Source organism: Succiniclasticum ruminis DSM 9236 (assembly GCF_900112895.1).
In the GTDB taxonomy this organism is placed as follows: domain Bacteria; phylum Bacillota; class Negativicutes; order Acidaminococcales; family Acidaminococcaceae; genus Succiniclasticum; species Succiniclasticum ruminis.
The window spans coordinates 189268-211490 of record NZ_FONL01000003.1 but is presented as its reverse complement, the minus strand read 5'-3'; the positions used below and the strand labels follow the sequence as shown (position 1 = coordinate 211490).

Genomic DNA, 22223 nt, shown 5'->3' with positions numbered 1-22223 from the left:
AAACTTTTTACCGTATCTGCACTATGGGGAAAGCCGTTAAAATCCCCGGACAAGTCAAACTCTCAGCCGGTTACGGCCCGCTCATGCATGAAAGCCGTGCTCCGCCAGCACTTCATAGGCCTCTTCCGCTTCCGAAACAGGTACCGAGATTTCAACGGAAGCAGCTTTGCCGTTGCGGCGTGTTCCCACTGCTTTAAGCTGGCACAGAAAACCGTTATCCCCCAGCAGCTTCTTCATTTTCTCAGCCCTCTCCTGTGTCGGGGCAATATAAATCACTTTCCACACAGAACCGTACCTCAGGATTCCTTATAGGCTTTGATCTTCTCAATCAGCTTGGGAATGACAACGTGCACATCCCCTACCAGACCGTAATGAGCCACTTCAAAGATCGGTGCGTTCTCGTCTTTATTAATGGCCACGATCACTTCCGATTCTTTCATGCCGGATACATGCTGCAACGCGCCGGAAACGGCACAGGCAAAGTACAACTTCGGCGCGACGGTCTTGCCGGACTGCCCTACCTGGGAGGCATGGTCTACCCACTTTTCGTCCACAGCCGCGCGAGACCCTGCAATCGCCGATTTTTCAAACAAAGCGGCCAGGTCTTCCAACACCTTAAAGCGTTCTCCGTCGCCAAAACCGCGTCCTCCGGCACAGATGACTTCCGCATCTTCGATTTTCAGCTTGCCGCCGGTGGAAAGAGGTTCCTTCTTCAGGATTTCCACTTTGCTTTCCACTTTATTTTTGACAGTGTAATTGATTACTTCGCCCTGACGGCCGGAATCCGGTTCCATGGGCGCAAAAATCTTGGGACGTACAGAACCCATCTGGGGACGGATGTCGGAGCATACGATGGTGCCCATCAGGTTGCCGCCCAGCGCGGGACGGGTCCATTTCAGGAGGCCGTTCTCGCCCATTTCCACTTCCGTGCAGTCCGCGCACAGTCCGGTTTTCAGACGGGCTGCCACACGGGGTGCCAGATCCCGTCCGTCAATGGTAGCGCCGAACATGATGCCGTTTGGTTTGTACTCCTGCGCCAGTTCACAGATGGCATTGGTGTACAGTTCCACATTATAATCCGCGTATTCCTCACCCAGCACGGTGTACACCACATCCGCTCCCTGGGCAATCAGTTTTTCCGCATGCCCGTTGTTCTCTCTGGCGATCAGGACGACAGCGGTATTCTGCCCGACCGTGTCAGCCAGGCGGCGGGCCTGCCCCAGCAGTTCATAGGTCACGCCAAGGGTCTCGCCATTTTCCAGCTGGGCTACTACCCAGATTGCATTTTCAGTCTTTGCCATTATTGAAATCCTCCCTCGGAAGAGTAATTGCGTCCATAGGACAATCATATATACACGCGCCGCATTCCACACAGCTCTGTTCCCTGACAGAGGCTTTACCGTTTTTCACCTGTATGGCGCCCGTAGGACAGATTGCCGCGCAGTTCTCACAGCCTGTGCAGCGTGAAATTTCAACGTTAACTGCCACGATACACGGCTCAGCGTTTTACCACGCCGGCTTCGATCAGCTTTTCCACCAGTTTGTCCACGGCCACATCCACATCCTCTTCTTTGATGATCTGGGTGTCTACCTTATGCACTTCCGGCGTAAACACTTTGATAACACGTGTCGGGGAAGCCTTCAGACCTACGTTGGTGACATCCAGTCCCAGGTCGGCCGCAGTCTTGACAGGAATCTCTGTCTTGCGGGCTTTCATCTTGCCGCGGATGCTGGCAAAACGCAGTTCTTTTTCCGCACGGGTCATGGTCACCAGAAGCGGCGCGGGAACAGCCAGGGTCTCAGCCCAGTTTTCCGTTTCCCGTTCCACCACAAAACGACCGTCGGTAAATTCAACTTTCAAAGCGGAAGTAACCTGTGGGATACCCAGATGCTCCGCTATCTCCGGCCCTACCTGCGCCGTGCAGCCGTCCGCCGCTTCCCGTCCGCAGAGGATCAGGTCATATTCGCCCAGGTGTTTAACCAGGGCAGCCAATGCCATACTGGTAGCCAGTGTGTCAGAACCGGCCACCACCCGGTCTGTCAGAAGGTAGGCTTCATCCGCTCCCAGTGCGATAGCATCTTTCAGAATATCTTTGGCCTGAGGCGGTCCCATGGTAATGACCTTAACCTTAGCGCCGTATTTATCTTTTAAGATTAATGCGGTTTCCAACGCTTCCGCATCATAGGGATTCAAAATGTTCTCCACCCCATCCCGCACCAGGGTACGGGTTTCCGGATTCAGACGGATCTGCGTCGTATCCGGCACTTGTTTTACACAGACGATAATGTTCATGTGTGCCTCCTGCTTGTGTAGTCTTTTTATACCAACAATGGTACAGTATATTATACCATAGTTTTACAGGTTTTCCAAATGAAAAGAGACCGCTGCGCTGCAACGGCCTCCCTTTCTGCAACATATCAGTAATTTTCCGCATGAATCTCAAAATAGGCCTGGGGATGCGCGCATACCGGGCAGATTTCCGGCGCTTTCTCTCCAATCACAATATGTCCGCAGTTACGGCACTCCCAAACTTTTACGGAACTCTTTTTAAATACTTCCTGCGTCTCTACATTTTTCAGCAGTGCGCGATAGCGTTCTTCATGATGCTTTTCAATGGCTGCCACCATACGGAATTTTGCAGCCAGTTCCTTAAAACCCTCTGCCTCAGCCGTTTTGGCAAACCCCTCGTACATGTCGGTCCATTCGTAGTTCTCTCCCGCAGCCGCCGCGGCCAGGTTCTCTGCTGTGCTGCCGATTCCTTCCAGCTCCTTGAACCACATCTTGGCATGTTCTTTTTCATTGTCAGCTGTCTTCAGAAACAGCGCAGAAATCTGTTCAAAACCTTCTTTTTTCGCTTTGGACGCGAAGTAGGTGTATTTGTTTCTTGCCTGGGATTCCCCGGCAAATGCCGCTTCCAGGTTTTTCTCTGTCTGTGTACCCGCGTATTTGTTTGCCATGATGATTCCTCCTCAACTTTTTTTACAATAATTTATATGATTATTAGAGAAACCGGGGAAATGTAGTATAAAGGAATTATAAAACACTGCAAATCAGCAGCTTTCCTTTTATACAGATTAACGGTACGTGTAAAATTTAATGATGCGTGCCGTACACCACTTCTACACCTTTGCCCTCCAGATAGTCTTTCATCTTTTCCACCCAGGGACAGCGTTTTTTCAGTTCCGGATTTTCTTTGTCCTTTTTGTTGGTACAGCTGCTGAAATGCACCACGTCTACCGGCTCTTCCGCCAGACGGTCCAGTTTTTTCTTCAGCCCCTCGTCATTCTCCACCGTCTTACCGCAGCCGTTACAGGTCAGACCGGCAAACAGTTCCAGTTTTTCATCCCCATAGCGCTCAAATTTTACGGTACGGTTGTTAAAGGATTTCATACAGGACGCGCCCACGCAGCGCATGCTTACATCCAGACATCGGATGATGGCAACTTTTTTCATTCTGATCCCTCCCTGGCAGCATTCTCTTTTTCAGGAAAACGTTGGTTGTTTCGTACGACGCCGGCCAATACTTTCTGGTAGTAAATCAGCGGTTCCATATTGTGTTATTCTGCCAAAAATATTATACCATAGTTATAAATTGTAATTGTGAAAGGTTAATGAATAAAAAAGTGCAACGGCGTCACGCCGCTGCACTCTTTAGATTAACTGTGGATTTAAATTACGTTTTTCGGAAAGATTTCTTACAGATTATTATCTTTCTTAAACTTGGCCAGCAGATCCAGCACCTTTGTTTTCATGTCGCCGCCTTCAGCAAAACGTGCCGCATTGCCGTTCACGCCGTCGATCATAGCCTGGGCTCGGTCTTCCTGCATCTGCATGATGTTGGCAACCGGTTTCACCAGGTCTGCATATTTACCGTTCATGTCGCCGTTGGCTTTTTTGATTTCCGCCAGGGCGTTCTTGCCGAGGTCAAGCAGCGCTGCTTTGTCAATGGTGCCGGAGTTGATGGAATCCGCTAATTTCTTCAGGGTTGCTTCGTTTTTATCCGCGAAAGCCACAAAGTCTTTCACAAAACCGGCTTTGTCAGCCGCGCCGGCTTTCGCCGCGTCACCTGCAACAGCGCCTGCTACAGCACCGGCCAGCTTCTTCATATCCCAGCCCTGGGGTTTCAGTTTTTCAAAAATACCGTTCAGATCCAGGCCTTCCAGACCTTTCACACCGTCGCCCCATACCAGGGATTTGATAGCTTCTTTCGCTGCCGCAAAGCTGAATGCGCCGTCTTTGTTTTCCAGAATGGCCTCTTTGTTCAGGGCAACCTTGCCGTTGGCATAGTCAAAGGCTACGTTTTCAAAACCCAGAGCCTTTCCGCCTTCACCAATCTTCATGATCCAGGCATACGCTTTTTTGCCCAGGTCGTCCGTTACAACGTCTTTCGGATCATAGTAACCGGTGATTTTGCCGGCTGCATCTTTGATTGCTACCCAGCCGTTCTTTTCCATGTCTTCCAGCTTGAAAGTCTTAGGATCAATGTTCAGATTGCCTGCAGCCAGACCGCGGCTGATCTTTTCAGATAACCCGGTGGCCTTGCCCATCAGGTCGGCTACGTCTTTTTCCGCAGCTGCATTGCCTTTTGCTGCTTCTTTCAGCTTGGCAATCTTGTCCATAAGGCCTTTAAAACCTTCCGTCGCCTTCTTGGCAGCATCGCCCTTCAGCTCATCGGCAGCCAGCTTATCCACATTACCCAGCAAGGTGCCGATTTCCGTTTTGAGGCCTTTGATCAGCTCTGCCTTCTTGTCGCCTCCGCCGCAGCCCGCGACCATAGACAGGGACAGCAGCATGGCCATCACAACCATCAAAAATTTCTTCACAATACTTCCTCCTTTACAAATACGTATTACAGGAACTACGCTCAGGTTTCTGTGATAATATTTTACCACATTTTTTCTATTTCCGCATCCGCCAGTTCGCAGAAAAGTTCCTTCCCTTCCTTGTAGGAAGAAAACCGGCCGGTCACGATGATCGGCTCATCCAGTTTCGGATAATTCTCCGGATAGTTATGCCTGCCTTTCCTTGAAAATTCCATACCGGTAGAACAGCAGGCCGTCGCGTCCATCACTACACAGCCAAAATAATGCTTTCCGGTTTTTTCATCATAATAATGGCCGAATTTTCCCTGCATCCGCACGATTTTCCCTTTATACTTATCCGGTGTCTTCAGCATATTGTAAATCTGGGTATACATCATGGTTTTATCCATCCGGCTGAAATCGTAATCTGCTTTCGCATAAGTAGGATGCAAATCATACACATCGTGGCGGGGAGTCTTCTCTTCCAGTTCTTTCATCTTTTGTGAGCTGACGGGCGCTCCGACGCCCTGCCCGCTTTGTATGCCCGACGCCACTTCGCCTGTATTTTTGCCGGCATATTTTTGTTTATCCTCCGTCTCTTTTCCAGGATTTACAGTTCCATTATTGCGGTCTGCTTCCGCCTTCTTCTGTTGCAGTACCGCATCCACACTGCTTTGTTTAGGCGAAATGAAACTGCCTGCCTTTTTACTGCTGTTGCTTCCCCCGCAACCAATAACCAGGAGAGACAGCCAAAACCAGACAAGCAGCGCGGAAAAAATTCGAGCTGTTTTATCTTTCATACTTGTACCTCCTGAAATGCAGCGCAACTTCCGAAACCATCCGTATCATTTACTAACACGGTTTTTCACAGTCCGCCGTTTTTTAAAGAACCTATACCGCAAAGCACCGCAAACGCCAGTATATCAATCATAACGACGGTAGCGCCCACCGGCGTGCCTGCCAGTATAGACAAAACGATGCCCACAAAGGCGCAGACCACGGAAAAAACGGCCGAACAGAGGATAACCGATTTAAAGCTGCTGAATACGCGCATGGCTGACAGGGCGGGAAAGATGACCAGCGCCGAAATCAGCAGCGAGCCCACCAGGTTCATGGCCAGCACGATGATCACCGCAATCAGGACCGCCAGCAGCAGGTTATAGGTTCCCACTGGCGTGCCCACGGCCCTGGCAAAGTCTTCGTCAAAAGTCACCGCAAAAATCTTGTTATAGAACAGAACAAACACGCCGATTACCACCGCCGACAGCACACCGCACATCCCCACCTGCGTCTTCGTTAGTGTCAAAATCGAAGTGGAACCGAACAGGGTGGTACAGACGTCGCCTGAAACATTGGCAGAGGAAGAGAATACATTCATCAGAAGATAACCCACGGCCAGTGCTCCCACGGAAATCATGGCAATGGCAGCGTCCCCTTTGATCTTCGAATTCTGCCCCGTGCGTAGCAACAAGATAGCAAATGTCACCGTAATCAGCAGAATCACAGGCATGTCGTCAGTAAAACCCGCCACCGCCGCCACGGCCATGGCTCCGAAAGCCACGTGGGACAGGCCGTCTCCGATAAAAGAATAGCGTTTCAGCACCAGGGTCACGCCCAGCATGGAAGAACACAGGGCTATCAGCATCCCCACAATCAGGGCGTTGATTACAAAGGGATATTGAAAATACAGGAACAGTTTGTCTGCAATTGTACTCATAGATATAAACCTTTCTTACTCCGGCTGCAAAAACGCATTTCCAAAACGTGACCGGCGGTATTCCTCCGCCGTGCCAAAGAAGTAGTCCCTGCCCATATGCAGGATGTGAGTGGCATATGGGATGGCCTCCTGTACGTCATGGGAAATCATGATGACGGTAATCCCCTTCTCCTTGTTGATGCACTCCACCAGCCGGTACATCGTCTCCGCCATTTTGGGATCCAGTCCCGAAACCGGCTCGTCCAGTACCAGCATTTTATCTGAAGCGCACAGAGCGCGGGCCAGTAATACCCGCTGCTGCTGCCCGCCGGAAAGGTCCCGATAGCAGGTCTCTGCCAGCCCGGTGATTTCCATCTGCTCCATGGCATTTTTCGCAATCTGTTTTTCCTCACGGTTGTAAAAGGGCCTCAGGCCGCAGCGCCCCTGACAGCCGGAAAGAACAACCTCTCGTACCGAAGCGGGAAAGTCTCGCTGGACAAAGGTCTGCTGTGGCAGATAACCAATCTCGTTTTGTTGCAGGCCGCCGCCAAATGCAATCGTGCCGGCCAGCGGTTTCTGCAGCCCCAACAGCGTACGCAGAAGCGTACTTTTGCCTGCACCGTTCTCGCCAACGACACAAAAGTAATCCCCTTTTTCTACGGTAAACGACAAATCGTCCACCAGAACGCCGGCGCCATATCCTAATTTTAAATTTTCACAACTGATTTGAACTTCCATTGTAGTATTCCCTGTCCGTCTTTCATTGCGACTACAGTGCTTCCTGCAAAACTTTCAGATTCTGCTCCATAACCGTCAGATATGTGATTCCCTTTTTGATTTCTTCTTCGGTTGTTGCCTGCATGGAGTTCAGTGTCAGCACCTTTTGATTCTTTGCCTTCGTATTATCCACTATAGTCTGCGCCAGCTTATGCTGCCTGCCCTCAATGGTCAGGACTGCAGGCAGCTTCAGCTCGTCCATCTTCTTCGCCAGAAAGGCAACCGTTTCAAAGCTGGCTTCCGTTTCCGCCGAACAGCCGTTAAACGCCGCATAATACTTCAGGCCGTAATCGTCTGTGAGGTAACGGAACGGAAAACGGTCGCCGAAAAGTACCGCTTTCACCGGCGCCTTCGTTACTGCTTCTTTATATTTTGCATCCAAAGCCGCCAGCTTTTTACTGTAGGCTGCATAATTGGCCCGATAGGTTTCCGCGTTTTTCGAATCCAGCGCCGCCAACGCCTCCGTTATGGCTTTGCAGATGATATCCGCATTCTTCAGCGACAGCCACACATGCTCGTCAAATTCCGGCTGTTCATGGTCCTCTTTGCCGTCATGTTTATCCTTCTCATGTTCCTTTTCGTGTTCATGCTTCTCATCATGCTTGTCTTTGTCATGATGTTCCTTCCTACCGTTATCATGCTCGTGGTGTTCATGTTTCTCCATGCCTTCCACTTCTTCTTCTACTTTTGCCCGGTTACCCATCAGTTTCATCAGGCTGATAACCTTCCGTTTCGGACTGCCGCCTTCCTGTAATGCCTTGCCTACCCACTTGTCTGACTCTCCACCTACATAGATGAACAAATCACAATTCGCAATGTGCAGGATATCTTCTGCGCTGGGCTGGTAGCTGTGCATGTCCGCGCCTTTTTTTGTCAATAGCGTAAGTTCCGTATCTTTTTCCTGGCTTCCCAGCAGTTCTTTTGTCCAGCTGTACTCCGGGAAAATCGTGGTCACGATTTTCAGTTTCGGCACACCCGTTCCCGGCGCCTCTGATTTTTTCGCCGTATCGTTTTTAGAACTTCCGCAACCGGAAACACCAGTCACAAGCAACAGTACTAACAGAAAAAACATCAAAACGCGTTTCATTATTGCGGTCTCCCCCATACATTTGAATACATCAGCAAATAAAAAACTGTCCGTAAAACAGAAGAAACCGCCGAAAAATCCGGCGGTCCATGTCAATATACGGTTTTTTTAAAAATAACGCTGATTCTAACCTTACACAAAATATCAGAAAGCATACCTTACATCGTCATCTTTCTTCGTTTTCATTATAACACTCCTGTCAAGAGCGACTAAGTTACTACTGCTGTCAGAGATGCATAAGCCACACGTTAAACCGCGCTATGATTTAGAAGAACGCTTACGGCTTTATTGTCACCGGAATATAAACGAGACAGCGTACCAGACGTCCCTTGGAATCTCTTGCCGGCGTGAAACGCCAGGAGATGCAATGCTCTACAGCCGCTGCGTCCAAAAAACGGTTCCCGGAAGATTCCGCGGTAGAAGTATATTCAGGCGCACCGTTATAACCGACAAGGAAACATACCGTTACAGTGCCTGTCACACCGTTTGCTTCAGCAGGATACGGAACCGGACTGTGCTTAATCAGCTTCGGCTTTGTTGCCGGATTCTTGCTGATGGGAACATTTTTCCCTTCCTTTTTCAGCTTGTCATCCTGAATTTGGCTGGCAACCTTCTGTGTACCGGTATTCACTTTTTTAAATACGTCGCCTTCCAACAGGATCAACGTAACCTGGCTTACATATCTTTTTGTCTTCTGGCTGATCTGCCGTTCCTTCCTTTCCAGCGGGGTTTCTGCCAACCCTTCCACCACATCGCTCATCACATAAATCTCGTCCGATGTTTCCCCTAATGGATTCTGATTGGCATACAGCATACTGCCGGAAAGTACCGCCCCATGCAGAATAAACGAAACCAGAAAAGCCACCAGAAAGCGGTGTTCTGTCAGTCGCATCTTTATTCACCTGTATCTGAAGCAATCCCGATTTGTGAAACGCCGGCCTGCTTCAGGGTATCCAGCACCGTGGAAAAATTAGCGTAAGGGCTTCCCGCATCGGTCCGCAGGACAATCATTGCATTCGGGTTTTGGGCGACTTCATTTTCCGCATATTTTTTCAATGTTTTCATGTCAACCTGGGTATCCCCTACAAAAGCCTCCCCTTTTTCGTTCACCGTAACTGCAAAAGAAATCTCCTGTGTGATTTTACTTCCGGAAAGCTCTGCCAGCTTTACCTGAACGGTTTTCAGGTTAGTCATATACATGGTGCTCAGCATAAAGAAAACCAGCAGGAAAAACATAATATCTATCATGGGAATTACGATGACCGAAGGCATCTCTTCCGAATTCTTTTTGAGTCTCATCGTGTTTCACCGCCGTTTGCATGAAGCTCCAGCGCCGTGCAGCATTTCATGATTTTTTTGCCCAATACTGATGAGCGGTATTTCAGTGCCCCGTACAGTACCATAGCCAAAATCGCCACGATAAGACCGAAAGCCGTTGCGATCAGTGCTTCGCCGATGCCGGCCGTTATGGCAAAAGGCTGGCCTGCCCGCAAATCAAACACCTTAAAGGAGTTAATCATGCCGATGATCGTACCTAACAAACCAAGCAGCGGGGATATGGTTACGATCATGCTTAAAAACACAAGATGGTCGTTATAGGAATCCAGCATGATATTCGCCTGGGTTTCCACCCCGGTCATCCCGGCTTGTTTATGGGACAGGTAATACTCTGTCAGGCGCGCGCAGTCACCTTCCACATTTCCCGCCTTTTCAGCGGTTTCCTTTTCAGAGGTTTGCAACATTGCGCCGAGACGCGACACAAAAGAATCTTCCGTATCGCAGTGATTATAAAACAAAAACCGTTCTGCCGCTAACGCAACACTGAAGACGGAACAGGCCAGGATGGGGTACATCACATAGCCGCCTTTCTGGAATGTTACCCATAAATCCGCAAACATACTACAACACCTCGCCAGACAACTGAAAACTTACATTTTTATGATTAAAATGGTTGATACACTTTAGTACCATTGACCGCAAACAGCAGAGCCTCACGCATTCTGAAGAACAGAAACTATAAGTTTCAACAGCCTGTCGCCCTTAATCGGCTTCGGGATAAACGCATTCATTCCTGCAGACAGGCATTTCCCTTCATTGTCGTCCACCAGATTGCCGGACATGGCAATAATCGGAATCGTTTTGGCCTGCGGATGCTCACAGGCGCGTATCATCTGCGCCGCTTCATATCCGTCCACTTCCGGCAAATGCAGGTTCAGAATAATCAGATTGTAGAACCCTTCCTGCGAATCCCTGAATTTTTGGAAAGCCAGCTTTCCGTTCTTGACATAATCCGCTTTGATTCCTTTGCTTGCCAGCAGTTTTCTGGCCACCAGAATGCTGACCAGCTTATCTTCGGCAACCAGTATCTGTAACCCCTGCAGTTCCATATTATTTCTGGCATCCAACCCAACCGCTTTTTTCTTTGCCGCCTCTTTGTCCGCTAATTCAAAATGTACATCGGTTACAAATTCCAGACCGGTCTCTGGCAAACATTTCACCTCCAGGGATCCCTGATATCCGGCAGCCAGACCTTTGGCGATAGCCAGCCCCAGACCGGACTCATTGCGTATCGACCCATTACCGCGCTCCAGCCAGGCAAATGCTTTCATGCGGTTCCTTATCTCTGTTTCATTTACCGATGCCTGTTCGGACTGTAAAGAAAACCGGAAATGCACAAAATTTTTATTCAGGCTGGGCAATTCAAAAAGACGCGCCCTGATGATTCCTCTGGAAGGGGTCGCTTTCGACATAAAACCTATCAGGTTGGCCGTCATCTTCTGGAGAATCGCCCTGTCTGCATAATACGTAGTATGATATACCTGTTTTTCAACAACAAGTTTCTGATTCTTCGCCGCCAACAATGGTTTGATATGTTTCTGCAACAGTTCCAGCCCTATATTCGCGTCGCAGAATTCCTTTTTAAAAAGCATGGTCCCGTTTTCAATCCGGCTCAAATCCATCATGTCGTTAACGATATTAACAATATGCTCGGTAGATTTCCGGATGGACTGCAGGCTTTGCCGAACCATTTTATCGTTGCGAATATCTTCCTCCGCAATATCCGCCATACCGATCACTGTATTAAGGGAATTCTTCATTTCTTCGCTTACGCTTGAAAGGAAATGTGTCTTCCGCCGGCTCTCTTCATTTTTGGCAGCTAATTCCTGTACAAGATTCTGTCTTTGTTTTGCCTCATGCTCCAGCACATCCGTAATATCAACAACCGACAAAAAGACCATTCCGTATTTCTTGTCAAAGTTTGCAAAACGCACCTTTTTCTGCCGCACCTGACCACGTTCAATGATTTTTACAATAACCTCATAAATATCTTTATCCTGCAGTTCTTTGCTTATTACCGAAAGCTGCATCAATTGCAGGGTTTCCGCTCGTTCTTCTTTTAAAACGTACTTTCCTATGTATCGCTGAATCGTTTTTTCATACGGATACTCCTTATTCAAAAATCGGTTCAGCCTGCTTTTATTCTGCGCATAACACTTTATGGTTTCCGTAATCAGGTTGATATGGGCCAGAATATCATAATCATACCTCGCTGCCACCTGGATAGTCTCCTGGATCATACGCATTTCATTAATGTCATATGTATACAGGAATGCGGTAAGTTCTCCAGACTGAGGATCTTTCATCAGCTGGATGGTAGAACGGGCCCACATAATGATATTATCCTGCCGGCTGTAACGCCGGTAATCGATGGAAAGGAAGTTGTTTCCTTCCTCATAGGCCTTGCGCATGTTCTCCAGACTGAGCATTTCAGCAAATTCACGTCTCTTGTCAAAATCAATCACGGTAGGCAGGACATGCTCAATAAAATCACTGATCGGATGACCCGGAGCGATTGTTGGGACGGGAAAGCCGTGAGGGTCGTGCTCCAGGACAGTTCCTTTTGTCACGTTCATCAGCAGATAGGCCATAAAATCAAGATTAACACGGCTTCTCCGCTGTAATTCCTGCTGGTACCGTTTTTCCGCCAGTTCATACGCTTTTTTCTGTTCGGTTATGTCGTCCTCGTACAAAATATAGGAAGGGCGCCCCATCCACTCCATCATGCGCACAGTAACCTTTACTGTGCGGTCTGCTTTGGGAAGATATAATTCCGAAGTATTCTGTTTCGTATGCGCTATAGCAACTTTGCAGAATTCACAGGGAGCATTTTTGCCTAACAAATATTTAAAGCATTTTTTCCCGGAATAATTCTGCAAACTGCAGCCCATCAATTTCGATGCCGCATGATTTACATAATACAAATTATAGTTGATCGCATCCACAACATAAATTGCCGTATCCGTTTCATCCAGGATATTGCTCTGCAGACCGCTCCGGTTCTGCGTGGTCAGCAACAGTTCCCGGTTCGTAACAACGTTCCGAATCTTGGCCAGTAACAATTCGGGGTCGCAGGGGGTATGGATCACGTCATCCGCCCCTACGGTCAGATCCATAATTTCATCTGAGACTTTTCCCTTTTCCACAACCACAACAGCCATATGTTTAAAGCGGGAATCGGACCGAATCGTCTGCAGCGTTTCCATTCCGTTCAGGCCAATTAACGGGAATACCAGCACCGCAACGGAAATGGAAGGCATCGAATCCAGAATGGAAAGCCCCTCCGTTCCGTTTCGCGCCACGATCACATCAAATTCCACATCAAGGATACTTTTAATGATTTCTTTGTCCCGTTCCGAAGTATCAATCAGCAATAACTTTTTCAAAACGGCCTCCTTCTGACAACCGGAATAATCGTTATAACCACCGGGATCCTGATTCTTATTACAGGATATAACTGAAAAAACGACACAAATATACTGTATACAGATCTGATACTAATTATAAATCATTTTCCGGTTTTCGCATCAGGTATTTAACGAATATTACCTTTTCATTCCATAATACGGAAACAGGCAACCGGGATTGCTCCTGCCCCGATTGCCTTTTCCGTTGAGGAGGAGGTATCAAGAATGCCTCAAGATTTTTGTTTCAAAGCCGGCTTCTTCACGCTTCTGCCGTAGTTTTTTTCCCGCACGTCAGCTTTGCCACAACGATACCTATTTCATACAGGATAATCATCGGCAATGCCATCAGGACCTGGGACAATACGTCCGGCGGTGTCAGAAATGCCGCAAAGACAAAGATACACAGTATAATATATTTCCGCATTGCCGAGAGCTGGTCCGGCGTAACGATTCCTATCCTGCAAAGCACATACGTTACAATCGGCATTTCAAATACTATACCAAAGGACAGCACAAAAGTGAACATAAACCCTACGTACTGACTGATGGACAGCATGGGAGTCGCAATACCGGCACCGGTATAAACAAAGAACGTGATGGCCGAAAGGAATACGACCCCATATCCGAAGCAAATCCCCGTCAGGAACAGTAGTACGGAACAACCCATAAAGACCAGCAGCGCTTTCTTTTCGTTATCGTACAGCGCCGGTTCGATAAAACCCCAGATTTGATAAAAAATGAAGGGGGAAGATACCATCATCGCCGCGATGAACGAAACCTGCAACTGGGCTGTCAGGGCTTCTGCCAGACCCACATAAATAAACTCGATCCCTTTCGCCTTTACAGGAACGGATATCAGCTGTACCAGCGATTCCGCAAAACAGGTGGCTATAATAAAAAAGGCAACTGCTACAACAATAAAGCAGTACAAGAGCCGTTTACGAAGTTCCTGGAAATGTTCCTTTAACGTCCCCTGCCCTTCCTGTTCTGCCGCCTGCATGGCATCCCCGGACAACGCAAACTTATTTGCCTGCTGGTTTTCCGACATTGCCTTCACCACCTTCAGCATTACCGGTACTCTTAACTTCTTCCTTAAATTCCCGTATGCTGGTTCCAAGCGCCTTGCCTACGCCGCTTAAACGGCTGGATCCGAAAACAACCAGCGCAATTACTAAAATTAATAAAATCTCTGTAGTTCCTAATCTCATGATATGCCTTCTTTCTTCCTGACTATTACATGAAATCAACATTTATACTGACAGTCCTACCTCTGTCATACTGCCACACCCCAGGCAGTCAGTTGCAGTTTAATTTTTCACATTCATTGCGGCGTCTTCACGCCTAGCAGTATCCAGTACCTGTTGCTGGATCCGGGCTAATTCTGAATTTGCCTGTTTAAAATCCGTTTCAAAGGACTTTTTCGCCTTGATAAAATCTTCCTGCTCCAAATCCTCTTCAAACGAACCACTGATATCTTTCATCGTTTTTCTTGCCGCCTTGACCCAGCGCGCCAATGTTCTGGCGACTTTCGGGAGATCTTCAGGTCCGACGATGATAAAGGCTACCAGCAGTACGATTACGAACTCGCCTAAGCCGATTCCCATAATTACACCACCCTAACCAGGTTTCAATCCTACCGGTAATAATGCTGCTTGCCGGGGACGGGGTTATGCTTCCGGAGGCACAGCCCCGTCATTCCGGTTCGCAACTACAGATTAATATAGGAAAGCTTCTTGCGAAGCTCAGGGTGTCATATCAGATTACCTCATGACTCCGCTAAAACAATTCCCTTTTATTTGTTATTCAACGTGCTTATACATTGTGGCAGGTTTGCCATATCCCATCGAAGGCTGGGTCGTTTCACAATACGCGCCTGCCAGATTGCCGGGAGCAAAACCTGTTTCCGTCGTTTCATTTTCTTTGCCGATTTCATCGCCGTTTTCGTCCAGCATGGTTTCTACATGGCCTACACGTTTTTTGCCGGGCCAGAAATCCATGAACCAGTTATGGAAAAGCATGCAGCAGATGAACAGGATGCCGGGCGCCATGGGGAACTGCTGGGGATGCGAATAGCCGGCCTGCGTCCCTAATAAACCGGGGCTGAATTTGTAGTACAGGAAGTGGAATACGCCCATACCAACCAGGATAATAAGCATACGCAGCGCAATGTTGACCGGTTCACTGTATTTCTTGGGACCGTTATCAAAGTAGAAATTCAGGATCATAGCCGGGATCAGCATCATGATTGCCAATTCGCCACTGTGAAGGTAACGCCAGTCAGGAGCATAGATACGTTTTGCACCGTCAACTGCAGGGCCCCAGGACAAATCCTGGACAAAATTGAACGCATAGAATATCAGCAGGGCAAAAGCCAATACGCCAAAGAAACCCACAACACCACGAACTATCTTGTTCCTGATCAGGGCAAAAGGATACCGGTCGAATGTTACTTCGAGCAGCCAGATGGCCACGGTGCCGCACATTACCCAGCCAACGTTGAAGTTGCCATGCAGGGTATGGGCAAAGCTGAACCACCAGGGATATGCCGCTGCATATTCCTGCCAGGGCCAGAACAGTACATGATAATGGGGATGCATCAGACAGAAGAAGCACAGAACCGATGCGAACAGCGTAACCAGGAATACTGTAATGCCGCGGGCCGGCTGTTTCATGTTATGCCAGGGCTGGTTGCCGAAGCATACCGGCACGATCGGACTCAGCCAGGACGCGATTGCCGCAAACATCAGGATCGCCAGGGAGGAATATTCCCGTGCATAGAATGGGGTCATTCCCAGATTAACCAGTTTGTCAACACTCAGATACGGAATGGAGAACTTTCCTAAAAAATTATAGAAGAAGCCCCAGATTACAGCACCTACCAGAGCAAAGTTTACTGCAATCAGGCCAAGCCCCGAGATAATCGGATGGGCAGTTTCCCTGAATTTGGTAAAGGGCCAGAAGTTAAAAATATAGGCCTGCCAGATAACTACAATCAAAATCCAGCGGATATACATATAACCGTACTGCGGTGTATACCATCGCATAATACCCCGGACATCCATAAAGACCCACCAGAGGATGTAGAACATGATAAATGAAATCAGGACTCCCAAAATACCGCGGGCAGGCTGTTTCATCTTATTTTCCAGAATGCGGCTTTCCAGCCACATATGATCTTTTAAGCTGATCATTGCAATGCCCCCTTTCTAAATCAGCCGAATACTACCTGGTCGCCGTTGCCCAGATACAGTTTTTTCTTACTCTTGAAACGCGCAGTGCCTTCTACTACAGGAAGACCCGCTTTCAGCATTTTTTCAGCAGTCAGGTAACCGGTGCAGTGGTTGCAGGCCATAACTTCGATACCGTAAGCAGGAATAGCTTTAATCAGATCGTCATACTGCGGATCCCAGTCTTCGAACGGGGAAATATGAAGACCGCCCTGGATAGCATAAATCTTTTTGCCGCCTTTGATACGGTGGCGTACTTCCTGTAACAAAGAAATGATACCCATGTGGCAGCAACCGGTAATGACGACCAGACCTTTATCCTTAACATTAAGAATCATAGCCTGTTCCCCCTTGACACGGGTAATTATAGAAGAGTCAAAGGTAATGGATGCTACGCCCGGATAAAGATGATGTACTTTACCAGATTCCCGGACGGTAACCTTCCCTTTATGAGGATAATCGTTTTTAACTTTAGCTATGTCAAACTTTTTACCCTGAAGCAAATCAAAGCCTTCCTGATAAAACCCTTTCGGAACACCGATAGGAAGGTCAGGACAATATTTCAGTACAGTTTCAATACCCCAGTAATGATCAAAATGCTCATGGGTCTGGAACAGCATGTCTACTTCATGGTTGGCAAGCATCTTATCGACGCCTTCCCGCTTATAGCATTCATCCATCCACGCTGCGTTCCAGCCGCAGTCAAACAGAACTTTCTTCTTTGAACCATCCAGAAATTCAATATCCAGCAACGCGCTGTAGCCGCCGGAGTTATCTCCGTTATAGCCTTCTTTTACCCCTTCGTGGGTCCAGGGGATAATATACTGGTTTACCAACAACCCGCCGGCTTTCATCATATCATTTACCAGGATCGAATTATTAAACCAACTGGTTTCGGAAATCTGCGTAACCTTTACGCTTTTAATCTCCCCAATATCATCATCGCCAACCGGCTCTTTAGGCAGGAACATATCCTTCATAACTGTAGATGTAACCCCTGCCATTGCAAAATAACCTGCAGTGCCTCCTACTGCCAGGCCTTTCAAAAAGTTTCTGCGGGATACGCTCATTTACATTTCCTCCTTACAGTAATCATGCCGCCGTCAGTGAGAACATTAATGCCTTAACGATTTGGATCGTTAACAGGAACAATGCTCCACCTACTATCAGTCCTACAATAAATCCACTCCACGAGAATTTGTTTTCTTCATTCTCTTGTACAACTGTAGTATCGTTCATGTCTTACCCTCCTTTGCTGAAAATATATTGAATGGTTATATCTGCCGTCTCGTCTACATTCGGACAAGACCCTGATGCCGCCACCGGTCCCCCTTTCACACATACTGCCGCAGGTTTTCCCTTTGCCACCGTCTCCAGAACCCTGCCACAGAAGAACTCCATAAATCGCGCTGACAATTCATATCCCGGAACGTGCCGGTCTATTCCTCCTTTTTCTACAAGCACTGTCGTTTCCCCGGCCTGCTGTATCGTTATCGCTTCCTGAGCACGCTCTATTATGCTCTTGCTGGTTTTCAATGATGCAGTAAAAGAAGTTGCTTTTTCATTTATGGAAACGGTCAAATCTCCTATCATAAACAGTTTTTTATTCATGTCGAATTTTTTCAGGATACCGGGAATCCCTTTGGGGCGGCGTTTCAGAATCTGATGCCCGTGTTCATGGCCGCAATGACACCCGGAACCATGTTCGTGCCCGTGATTACCGTGTTTTTGCGGCACGGCGCAGCAAGGACAAATTTCATGTTCTTCCATATCCGTTGTTATTTCACTGTCGTCAAACACATTTTTATCAAACCGCGCCAATTGTTCCAATACAGAATAGCTTTCCAGTACGTCTTCATCCAGTGCCGGGTAATATCTTATATAAAAATCTTCCCTGCCGGCGCCCTGACTGTTCATTTCCGGATCGTATCCTTTCATCTCCATCTCATACACGCCCGGTACATTTTTCAGCCAGAAATACCAACCCAGTTGGGAACATTCGGACCGGCTTACATACTCAAGCTCCTGCTCCCTGCCTCCCTGCATATATAAAACTACAGCAGAAGATACAAGTTCGTTAACCGTCATGATAAGCGATACCCCTTTTTTCGTAGACTTCCCTTGCAAGTTCCAACTTTGTCTTTCCTGCCGGATCGATTCCAACCTGTGCGGCAGCCTGATACAGCATTTCCATGCTCACTTCGGAAAGAAACGGATACGCGGATTCAAAAGAATCAAAATAGTCTTTGTTCTCTTCACCTATCCCTGCCTCTTTCATGAAGCCAGACCCCATTTTGTAAATATAGGATGGCAGCCCTTTTCTGAAAAAATCCCTTCGTTTCATGTTATGATTTCCTTCCAATACATTTTTCAATTTTATTTAAGCAGGGTTCTAAGTAAATACAAGAGAGAAAAGCGGCCAAACTCCCACCTCGCAGGTATGAGTTTTCTTTTCATCTTTTCTGACAAAACAGATATTGTAATCCCTGTGCCTTTTTTTACTACAAAACAGCCACTTAGTCCAAAATTAAAATGCTTTTCAAACGTAAAAATATCCCACCTCTCAAGTAGGTAGGATATTTTGTTTCAAGCTAAATTGTTTGGAATTTGTATTCAATTTTGTTCACAAAAGATTCATTTTGTGATATAATTTTTTATAAAGAAAATCTTGATATTAAACGAATAAAACCGATTTGGGAAAACTCCTATCACAGAAGTGGACATTTTAGCCGAAAGCTGGGAAACTATGCAGATTTCAACAAAAGGGCGCTACGCGCTGCGTATCATGTTATATCTGGCAGACCGTTATACTTTGGAATGCGTATCTGCCAAACACATAGCTGAAGAAGAAAAACTGTCAGTAAAATATCTGGAACATATCATGAGCCAGCTGTCCAAGAATGGTTTTGTCGTTAGCGAAAAAGGCGCAGCCGGCGGTTATCGTCTGGCAGAAGCACCTGAGAATTTTTCCGTAGGACAGATAGTCCGGGCCATGGAAAGCGACTTTACTCTCGTCCCTTGTTTAAATCAACAGCAGAGCCCCTGTCCGCAATACGATACCTGTACAACAGTCGAAGTCTGGAAACTGCTTCAGGAAACAATTGACGAACTGATGGATAACCTTACGTTACTGGATCTCCTGCGAATGCAGCAGGAAAAATTGGATAAGCCCAGTTTATATCTGACGTACCTGCTCCATCAAAACAACCGTAATGAATGACTATACTTCACACAGTTTGCATAATACAATTAACGGGTGAAGCAAAGTTGCAATATGAAGACAAGCCCCTGCAGAGAATGTCTCTGCAGGGGCTTGTCTTATCTGATTGTTAATCTCTTTAAAGGCCTTTTAAAACCCGGATAGTCCTGTTTTTCCTTTCCGGATATCTGAAATCCGCTTCGCCGCTATCCTTTTATTTTTCTCCCCAAGCATTCCGCGTCGCCGTTTTCTGCCAGAGAGCACGGTTTTCTTCTGTATCTTCCGGTTCGGACTGTCCGAAGATTGCGGCAATCCAATGACCGTCGGTAGGATTCGGCATAATGATATATTTAGTACCAAACAAATCCTTATCCATTGCTGTCATAAGATTCCGTTCTTCGAAATCCTTTTTGATGTAATACTTTCGCTGGAAATCGTTCAGGCTGTCGCCCAGTTTCACAATCACATTATATTTTTCCGCAATTTCTTTCTGGCGCGGTTCTTTGTTGGACGTGTCTACCAATACCGTCAGATGCTCTTTGTCTGCATACGGAAACCCAAGAGCCTGCAGATTACCCAACGCCATTTCATAGGTGCCCTCGCCCTGATCGCGGCTGGTCACATAAAAGACTTCCACGCCTTTTTCCTTGCAGTGGTTCAGAAAATCCAGCGCGCCGGGAGCCGGGAGCAGGCTGTTGGTGGGAATATATTTATCCCACACAGGGTCATCGAAGAACTCTTCTCCGTTAGCAATCAGGTGCGCCCAATACCGGTCATGGATCACAACGGTATCATCCATATCCGTGATAACCGCCAGCGGTTTGTCTTTCTTCTTTTTCTTTGCCACAGCTTCATCCACATATTTCTGAGCGATATTGAAGCCCTGATAATACAGCGCGCGGTATTCTGCTGCAGTCTGCTTCCATACTGCAGCCATAGTCAGTATGTTGCTCTTCGTTACAGACTGCGGCTCTGCTGCGGAAGCCACGGTTACTTCACTGCCAATGCCAAAGCTTAAAACTGTTGCTGCCAATGCGGATACTAATAACTTTTTCATAAAATGCCCCTTTCCGTAAAATCCAACCGCTTCCTGCATCAATCAACAAGCACCGTGAACTGTAACAACTTCTTACAGACCGGACCGCTTACCTGCTTAATTTTATCATATTCGAAAGAAAGGCTGCAAACCCTTATTTAAAAGCCTCATCGAATCCCCCGCCCCGCATGGGGGATGCCCGTAAAATCTTCGATATCCTTATCTAATGTAATCAAGTCAGCAAGACTTAAATCATGCACAGAGGAATGTCCTGTAATCCGGGCGAATGTCTTCAGTTCCGACAGGGACACTTTCAGGAAGTTGGCCACCCGCTGCGCCGCGGCTTCCATGTTCAGGCGGGTGCGCAGTTCCGGATTTTGTGTGGCAATACCCACGGGACAGTTGCCCGAGCCGCAGATACGGTACTGCTGGCATGCCGCCGCAATCAGCGCCGCGCTGGCAATGGCAATCGCGTCAGCCCCCATGGCCAGCGCTTTGGCAAAGTCAGGCGACACCCGCAGCCCGCCGGTAATCACCAGCGCAATATCGGAGTGAACCGAATCCAGATATTTCCGAGCGCGGCTTAAGGCGTAAATGGTTGGAACCGTTGTGGCTTCCCGGAGGAAGAACGGGCTGGACCCGGTAGCCCCGCCCCGGCCGTCAATGGTAATGAAGTCCGGCTGCGCAAACACGCAGTGTTCCAGGTCCTGTTCAATTCGACCCGCCGCAATCTTTATCCCGATGGGTCTGCCATCCGAAAGCTCCCGCAGTATATCAACCATGGATTTTAAATCTTCTTTGGAATTGATTTCCGGGAACTTGCTGGGACTCTGCACATCCTCGCCCGGCTTCTTGCCCCGCAGCGCGGCAATTTCCGGCGTCACCTTTTCACCGGGCAGATGACCGCCCATGCCGGGCTTTGTCCCCTGCCCGATCTTGATTTCAATAGCGTCAGACGTCTTCAGATTTTCTTCCGTCACGCTGTATTTGTTGGGGATATACTCAAAAATATATTTGTAAGACGCAGCTTTTTCTTCCGGAAGGATGCCGCCTTCCCCGCTGCACATGGCGGTTTTGGCCAAGGCGGAACCTTTTGCCAGCGCTATCTTGGTTTCTTTGGAAAGGGCGCCGAAAGACATGTGGGAAATATACACCGGACTATCCAGTACCATGGGTTTCTTCGCATGCTTACCGATAACAGTCCTGGTTTCCACCGGCGCGTTGTCTTCCAGCGGCGGCGGGTTCAGCTGCGCGCCCAGCAGCAGAATGTCATCCCAGCCGGGCATTGGCATCTGCGTTCCCATAGCGCCGCCGATTGTACGTCCGGTCACCGCCATTTCATGAATCTCCTTCATATAGCGGCAGCGTTCATCCACTCTGGCAAAGGCTTCATCGTAAGCCAGCGGTGCAGAAGACGGCCTTGCGGCTCCGTCCGGTTCTACATTCACAGCAGCGCCAGTTGCCGATATCGAACCGGCAGCTGCATCCGGTTTTGTTTCTTCCGCATCCGCAATCTTTTCAAAATTGGAAATCGGCTGCTTGCAGACTGGGCAGCAGGAAATCTCACTTAACTTTTTTCCTTCTTTTGCTTCGTCAAAAATGGCGCCGCAGATACGGCAGCGGTATACGGCCATGGCAATCCCTCCTTCAGCT

Annotated in this window: 26 protein-coding genes; 1 reads left to right on the top strand and 25 read right to left on the bottom strand. The window is 48.0% G+C overall.

The genetic code is table 11. The features are described 5' to 3' along the window. Positions 1 to 81: 81 nt before the first annotated feature. The 23 genes from BM159_RS04335 to BM159_RS04230 form a co-directional block, all read right to left on the bottom strand. Positions 82 to 237, bottom strand: a complete 156-nt coding sequence (locus tag BM159_RS04335) for a hypothetical protein (RefSeq protein ID WP_218149501.1) — start codon at positions 235 to 237, stop codon at positions 82 to 84. A gap of 59 nt (positions 238 to 296) precedes the next feature. Further along, the gene (locus BM159_RS04330) at positions 297 to 1301 is read right to left on the bottom strand and encodes an electron transfer flavoprotein subunit alpha/FixB family protein (protein WP_177205905.1); all 1005 of its coding nucleotides are present in this window, start codon (positions 1299 to 1301) and stop codon (positions 297 to 299) included. Then, entirely contained in the window at positions 1288 to 1488 is a 201-nt protein-coding gene (locus tag BM159_RS04325; RefSeq protein WP_218149500.1) for a DUF362 domain-containing protein, read from the bottom strand. Before BM159_RS04325 ends, BM159_RS04330 begins: the two co-directional genes overlap by 14 nt. A gap of 10 nt (positions 1489 to 1498) precedes the next feature. Beyond that, positions 1499 to 2293: an electron transfer flavoprotein subunit beta/FixA family protein gene (locus BM159_RS04320; protein WP_093913030.1), complete on the bottom strand. Its 795-nt coding sequence runs from the start codon at positions 2291 to 2293 to the stop codon at positions 1499 to 1501. Positions 2294 to 2418: 125 nt separating this feature from the next. Further along, positions 2419 to 2961, bottom strand: coding sequence for a rubrerythrin (gene rbr, locus BM159_RS04315; protein WP_177205909.1), 543 nt, complete (start codon positions 2959 to 2961; stop codon positions 2419 to 2421). 133 nt (positions 2962 to 3094) lie between these two features. Further along, a complete protein-coding gene (locus tag BM159_RS04310) occupies positions 3095 to 3454 on the bottom strand; it encodes a CGGC domain-containing protein (RefSeq protein WP_093913028.1) in 360 nt (119 codons plus the stop codon). A 242-nt stretch (positions 3455 to 3696) separates the two neighbouring features. Continuing rightward, on the bottom strand, positions 3697 to 4824 hold the full coding sequence (locus tag BM159_RS04305; RefSeq protein WP_093913027.1) for a hypothetical protein: 1128 nt from the start codon (positions 4822 to 4824) through the stop codon (positions 3697 to 3699). 62 nt (positions 4825 to 4886) lie between these two features. Further along, entirely contained in the window at positions 4887 to 5603 is a 717-nt protein-coding gene (locus BM159_RS04300; RefSeq protein ID WP_093913026.1) for a hypothetical protein, read from the bottom strand. Positions 5604 to 5668: 65 nt separating this feature from the next. Beyond that, positions 5669 to 6520 (bottom strand): metal ABC transporter permease, encoded by an 852-nt coding sequence (locus tag BM159_RS04295; protein WP_177205904.1) that lies wholly within the window; start codon positions 6518 to 6520, stop codon positions 5669 to 5671. A 15-nt stretch (positions 6521 to 6535) separates the two neighbouring features. After that, the gene (locus BM159_RS04290) at positions 6536 to 7237 is read right to left on the bottom strand and encodes a metal ABC transporter ATP-binding protein (RefSeq protein ID WP_093913025.1); all 702 of its coding nucleotides are present in this window, start codon (positions 7235 to 7237) and stop codon (positions 6536 to 6538) included. A 31-nt stretch (positions 7238 to 7268) separates the two neighbouring features. Further along, entirely contained in the window at positions 7269 to 8363 is a 1095-nt protein-coding gene (locus BM159_RS04285) for a metal ABC transporter substrate-binding protein (protein ID WP_093913024.1), read from the bottom strand. A 277-nt stretch (positions 8364 to 8640) separates the two neighbouring features. Next, positions 8641 to 9255, bottom strand: a complete 615-nt coding sequence (locus tag BM159_RS04280; protein ID WP_093913023.1) for an energy transducer TonB — start codon at positions 9253 to 9255, stop codon at positions 8641 to 8643. A 2-nt stretch (positions 9256 to 9257) separates the two neighbouring features. After that, positions 9258 to 9662, bottom strand: a complete 405-nt coding sequence (locus BM159_RS04275) for an ExbD/TolR family protein (RefSeq protein WP_093913022.1) — start codon at positions 9660 to 9662, stop codon at positions 9258 to 9260. Further along, positions 9659 to 10261, bottom strand: a complete 603-nt coding sequence (locus tag BM159_RS04270) for a MotA/TolQ/ExbB proton channel family protein (RefSeq protein WP_093913021.1) — start codon at positions 10259 to 10261, stop codon at positions 9659 to 9661. Before BM159_RS04270 ends, BM159_RS04275 begins: the two co-directional genes overlap by 4 nt. Positions 10262 to 10354: 93 nt before the next feature. Continuing rightward, entirely contained in the window at positions 10355 to 13087 is a 2733-nt protein-coding gene (locus BM159_RS04265) for a response regulator (protein WP_093913020.1), read from the bottom strand. Positions 13088 to 13367: 280 nt separating this feature from the next. Beyond that, positions 13368 to 14156, bottom strand: a complete 789-nt coding sequence (gene tatC / locus BM159_RS04260) for a twin-arginine translocase subunit TatC (protein WP_177205903.1) — start codon at positions 14154 to 14156, stop codon at positions 13368 to 13370. Next, positions 14131 to 14316 (bottom strand): twin-arginine translocase TatA/TatE family subunit, encoded by a 186-nt coding sequence (tatA, locus tag BM159_RS04255; protein WP_093913018.1) that lies wholly within the window; start codon positions 14314 to 14316, stop codon positions 14131 to 14133. Before tatA ends, tatC begins: the two co-directional genes overlap by 26 nt. 99 nt (positions 14317 to 14415) lie before the next feature. After that, complete coding sequence (gene tatB / locus BM159_RS04250) at positions 14416 to 14712, bottom strand: Sec-independent protein translocase protein TatB (RefSeq protein ID WP_218149499.1); 297 nt, start codon at positions 14710 to 14712, stop codon at positions 14416 to 14418. A 195-nt stretch (positions 14713 to 14907) separates the two neighbouring features. Then, on the bottom strand, positions 14908 to 16299 hold the full coding sequence (locus BM159_RS04245; RefSeq protein WP_093913016.1) for a hypothetical protein: 1392 nt from the start codon (positions 16297 to 16299) through the stop codon (positions 14908 to 14910). 20 nt (positions 16300 to 16319) lie between these two features. Continuing rightward, positions 16320 to 17405, bottom strand: coding sequence for an MBL fold metallo-hydrolase (locus BM159_RS04240; protein WP_093913015.1), 1086 nt, complete (start codon positions 17403 to 17405; stop codon positions 16320 to 16322). Positions 17406 to 17427: 22 nt separating this feature from the next. After that, positions 17428 to 17574: a hypothetical protein gene (locus BM159_RS11940; protein WP_177205902.1), complete on the bottom strand. Its 147-nt coding sequence runs from the start codon at positions 17572 to 17574 to the stop codon at positions 17428 to 17430. A gap of 3 nt (positions 17575 to 17577) precedes the next feature. Beyond that, on the bottom strand, positions 17578 to 18423 hold the full coding sequence (locus tag BM159_RS04235; protein ID WP_093913014.1) for a hypothetical protein: 846 nt from the start codon (positions 18421 to 18423) through the stop codon (positions 17578 to 17580). Beyond that, entirely contained in the window at positions 18413 to 18679 is a 267-nt protein-coding gene (locus BM159_RS04230; protein ID WP_093913013.1) for a hypothetical protein, read from the bottom strand. Before BM159_RS04230 ends, BM159_RS04235 begins: the two co-directional genes overlap by 11 nt. A 372-nt stretch (positions 18680 to 19051) precedes the next feature. On the opposite strand from BM159_RS04230, the gene BM159_RS04225 reads away from it, so the two are divergent. Next, on the top strand, positions 19052 to 19555 hold the full coding sequence (locus tag BM159_RS04225) for an RrF2 family transcriptional regulator (RefSeq protein ID WP_218149498.1): 504 nt from the start codon (positions 19052 to 19054) through the stop codon (positions 19553 to 19555). A gap of 193 nt (positions 19556 to 19748) precedes the next feature. Here the strand turns inward: BM159_RS04225 and BM159_RS04220 are convergent, their stop codons facing one another. Together BM159_RS04220 and BM159_RS04215 are read right to left on the bottom strand one after the other, a co-directional pair. Beyond that, entirely contained in the window at positions 19749 to 20591 is an 843-nt protein-coding gene (locus tag BM159_RS04220) for a 5'-nucleotidase, lipoprotein e(P4) family (RefSeq protein WP_093913058.1), read from the bottom strand. Positions 20592 to 20737: 146 nt separating this feature from the next. Further along, the gene (locus BM159_RS04215; protein ID WP_093913012.1) at positions 20738 to 22204 is read right to left on the bottom strand and encodes a glutamate synthase-related protein; all 1467 of its coding nucleotides are present in this window, start codon (positions 22202 to 22204) and stop codon (positions 20738 to 20740) included. Positions 22205 to 22223 lie beyond the last annotated feature (19 nt).

Excerpts from the sequence above, each read along its gene's own strand:
- BM159_RS04335 (WP_218149501.1), bottom strand. The coding sequence starts at position 237 with ATGAAGAAGCTGCTGGGGGATAACGGTTTTCTGTGCCAGCTTAAAGCA.
- BM159_RS04330 (WP_177205905.1), bottom strand. The coding sequence starts at position 1,301 with ATGGCAAAGACTGAAAATGCAATCTGGGTAGTAGCCCAGCTGGAAAAT.
- BM159_RS04320 (WP_093913030.1), bottom strand. The coding sequence starts at position 2,293 with ATGAACATTATCGTCTGTGTAAAACAAGTGCCGGATACGACGCAGATC.
- BM159_RS04310 (WP_093913028.1), bottom strand. The coding sequence starts at position 3,454 with ATGAAAAAAGTTGCCATCATCCGATGTCTGGATGTAAGCATGCGCTGC.
- BM159_RS04300 (WP_093913026.1), bottom strand. The coding sequence starts at position 5,603 with ATGAAAGATAAAACAGCTCGAATTTTTTCCGCGCTGCTTGTCTGGTTT.
- BM159_RS04295 (WP_177205904.1), bottom strand. The coding sequence starts at position 6,520 with ATGAGTACAATTGCAGACAAACTGTTCCTGTATTTTCAATATCCCTTT.
- BM159_RS04290 (WP_093913025.1), bottom strand. The coding sequence starts at position 7,237 with ATGGAAGTTCAAATCAGTTGTGAAAATTTAAAATTAGGATATGGCGCC.
- BM159_RS04285 (WP_093913024.1), bottom strand. The coding sequence starts at position 8,363 with ATGAAACGCGTTTTGATGTTTTTTCTGTTAGTACTGTTGCTTGTGACT.
- BM159_RS04280 (WP_093913023.1), bottom strand. The coding sequence starts at position 9,255 with ATGCGACTGACAGAACACCGCTTTCTGGTGGCTTTTCTGGTTTCGTTT.
- BM159_RS04275 (WP_093913022.1), bottom strand. The coding sequence starts at position 9,662 with ATGAGACTCAAAAAGAATTCGGAAGAGATGCCTTCGGTCATCGTAATT.
- BM159_RS04270 (WP_093913021.1), bottom strand. The coding sequence starts at position 10,261 with ATGTTTGCGGATTTATGGGTAACATTCCAGAAAGGCGGCTATGTGATG.
- tatC (WP_177205903.1), bottom strand. The coding sequence starts at position 14,156 with ATGTCGGAAAACCAGCAGGCAAATAAGTTTGCGTTGTCCGGGGATGCC.
- tatA (WP_093913018.1), bottom strand. The coding sequence starts at position 14,316 with ATGAGATTAGGAACTACAGAGATTTTATTAATTTTAGTAATTGCGCTG.
- tatB (WP_218149499.1), bottom strand. The coding sequence starts at position 14,712 with ATGGGAATCGGCTTAGGCGAGTTCGTAATCGTACTGCTGGTAGCCTTT.
- BM159_RS04245 (WP_093913016.1), bottom strand. The coding sequence starts at position 16,299 with ATGATCAGCTTAAAAGATCATATGTGGCTGGAAAGCCGCATTCTGGAA.
- BM159_RS04240 (WP_093913015.1), bottom strand. The coding sequence starts at position 17,405 with ATGAGCGTATCCCGCAGAAACTTTTTGAAAGGCCTGGCAGTAGGAGGC.
- BM159_RS11940 (WP_177205902.1), bottom strand. The coding sequence starts at position 17,574 with ATGAACGATACTACAGTTGTACAAGAGAATGAAGAAAACAAATTCTCG.
- BM159_RS04235 (WP_093913014.1), bottom strand. The coding sequence starts at position 18,423 with ATGACGGTTAACGAACTTGTATCTTCTGCTGTAGTTTTATATATGCAG.
- BM159_RS04230 (WP_093913013.1), bottom strand. The coding sequence starts at position 18,679 with ATGAAACGAAGGGATTTTTTCAGAAAAGGGCTGCCATCCTATATTTAC.
- BM159_RS04220 (WP_093913058.1), bottom strand. The coding sequence starts at position 20,591 with ATGAAAAAGTTATTAGTATCCGCATTGGCAGCAACAGTTTTAAGCTTT.
- BM159_RS04215 (WP_093913012.1), bottom strand. The coding sequence starts at position 22,204 with ATGGCCGTATACCGCTGCCGTATCTGCGGCGCCATTTTTGACGAAGCA.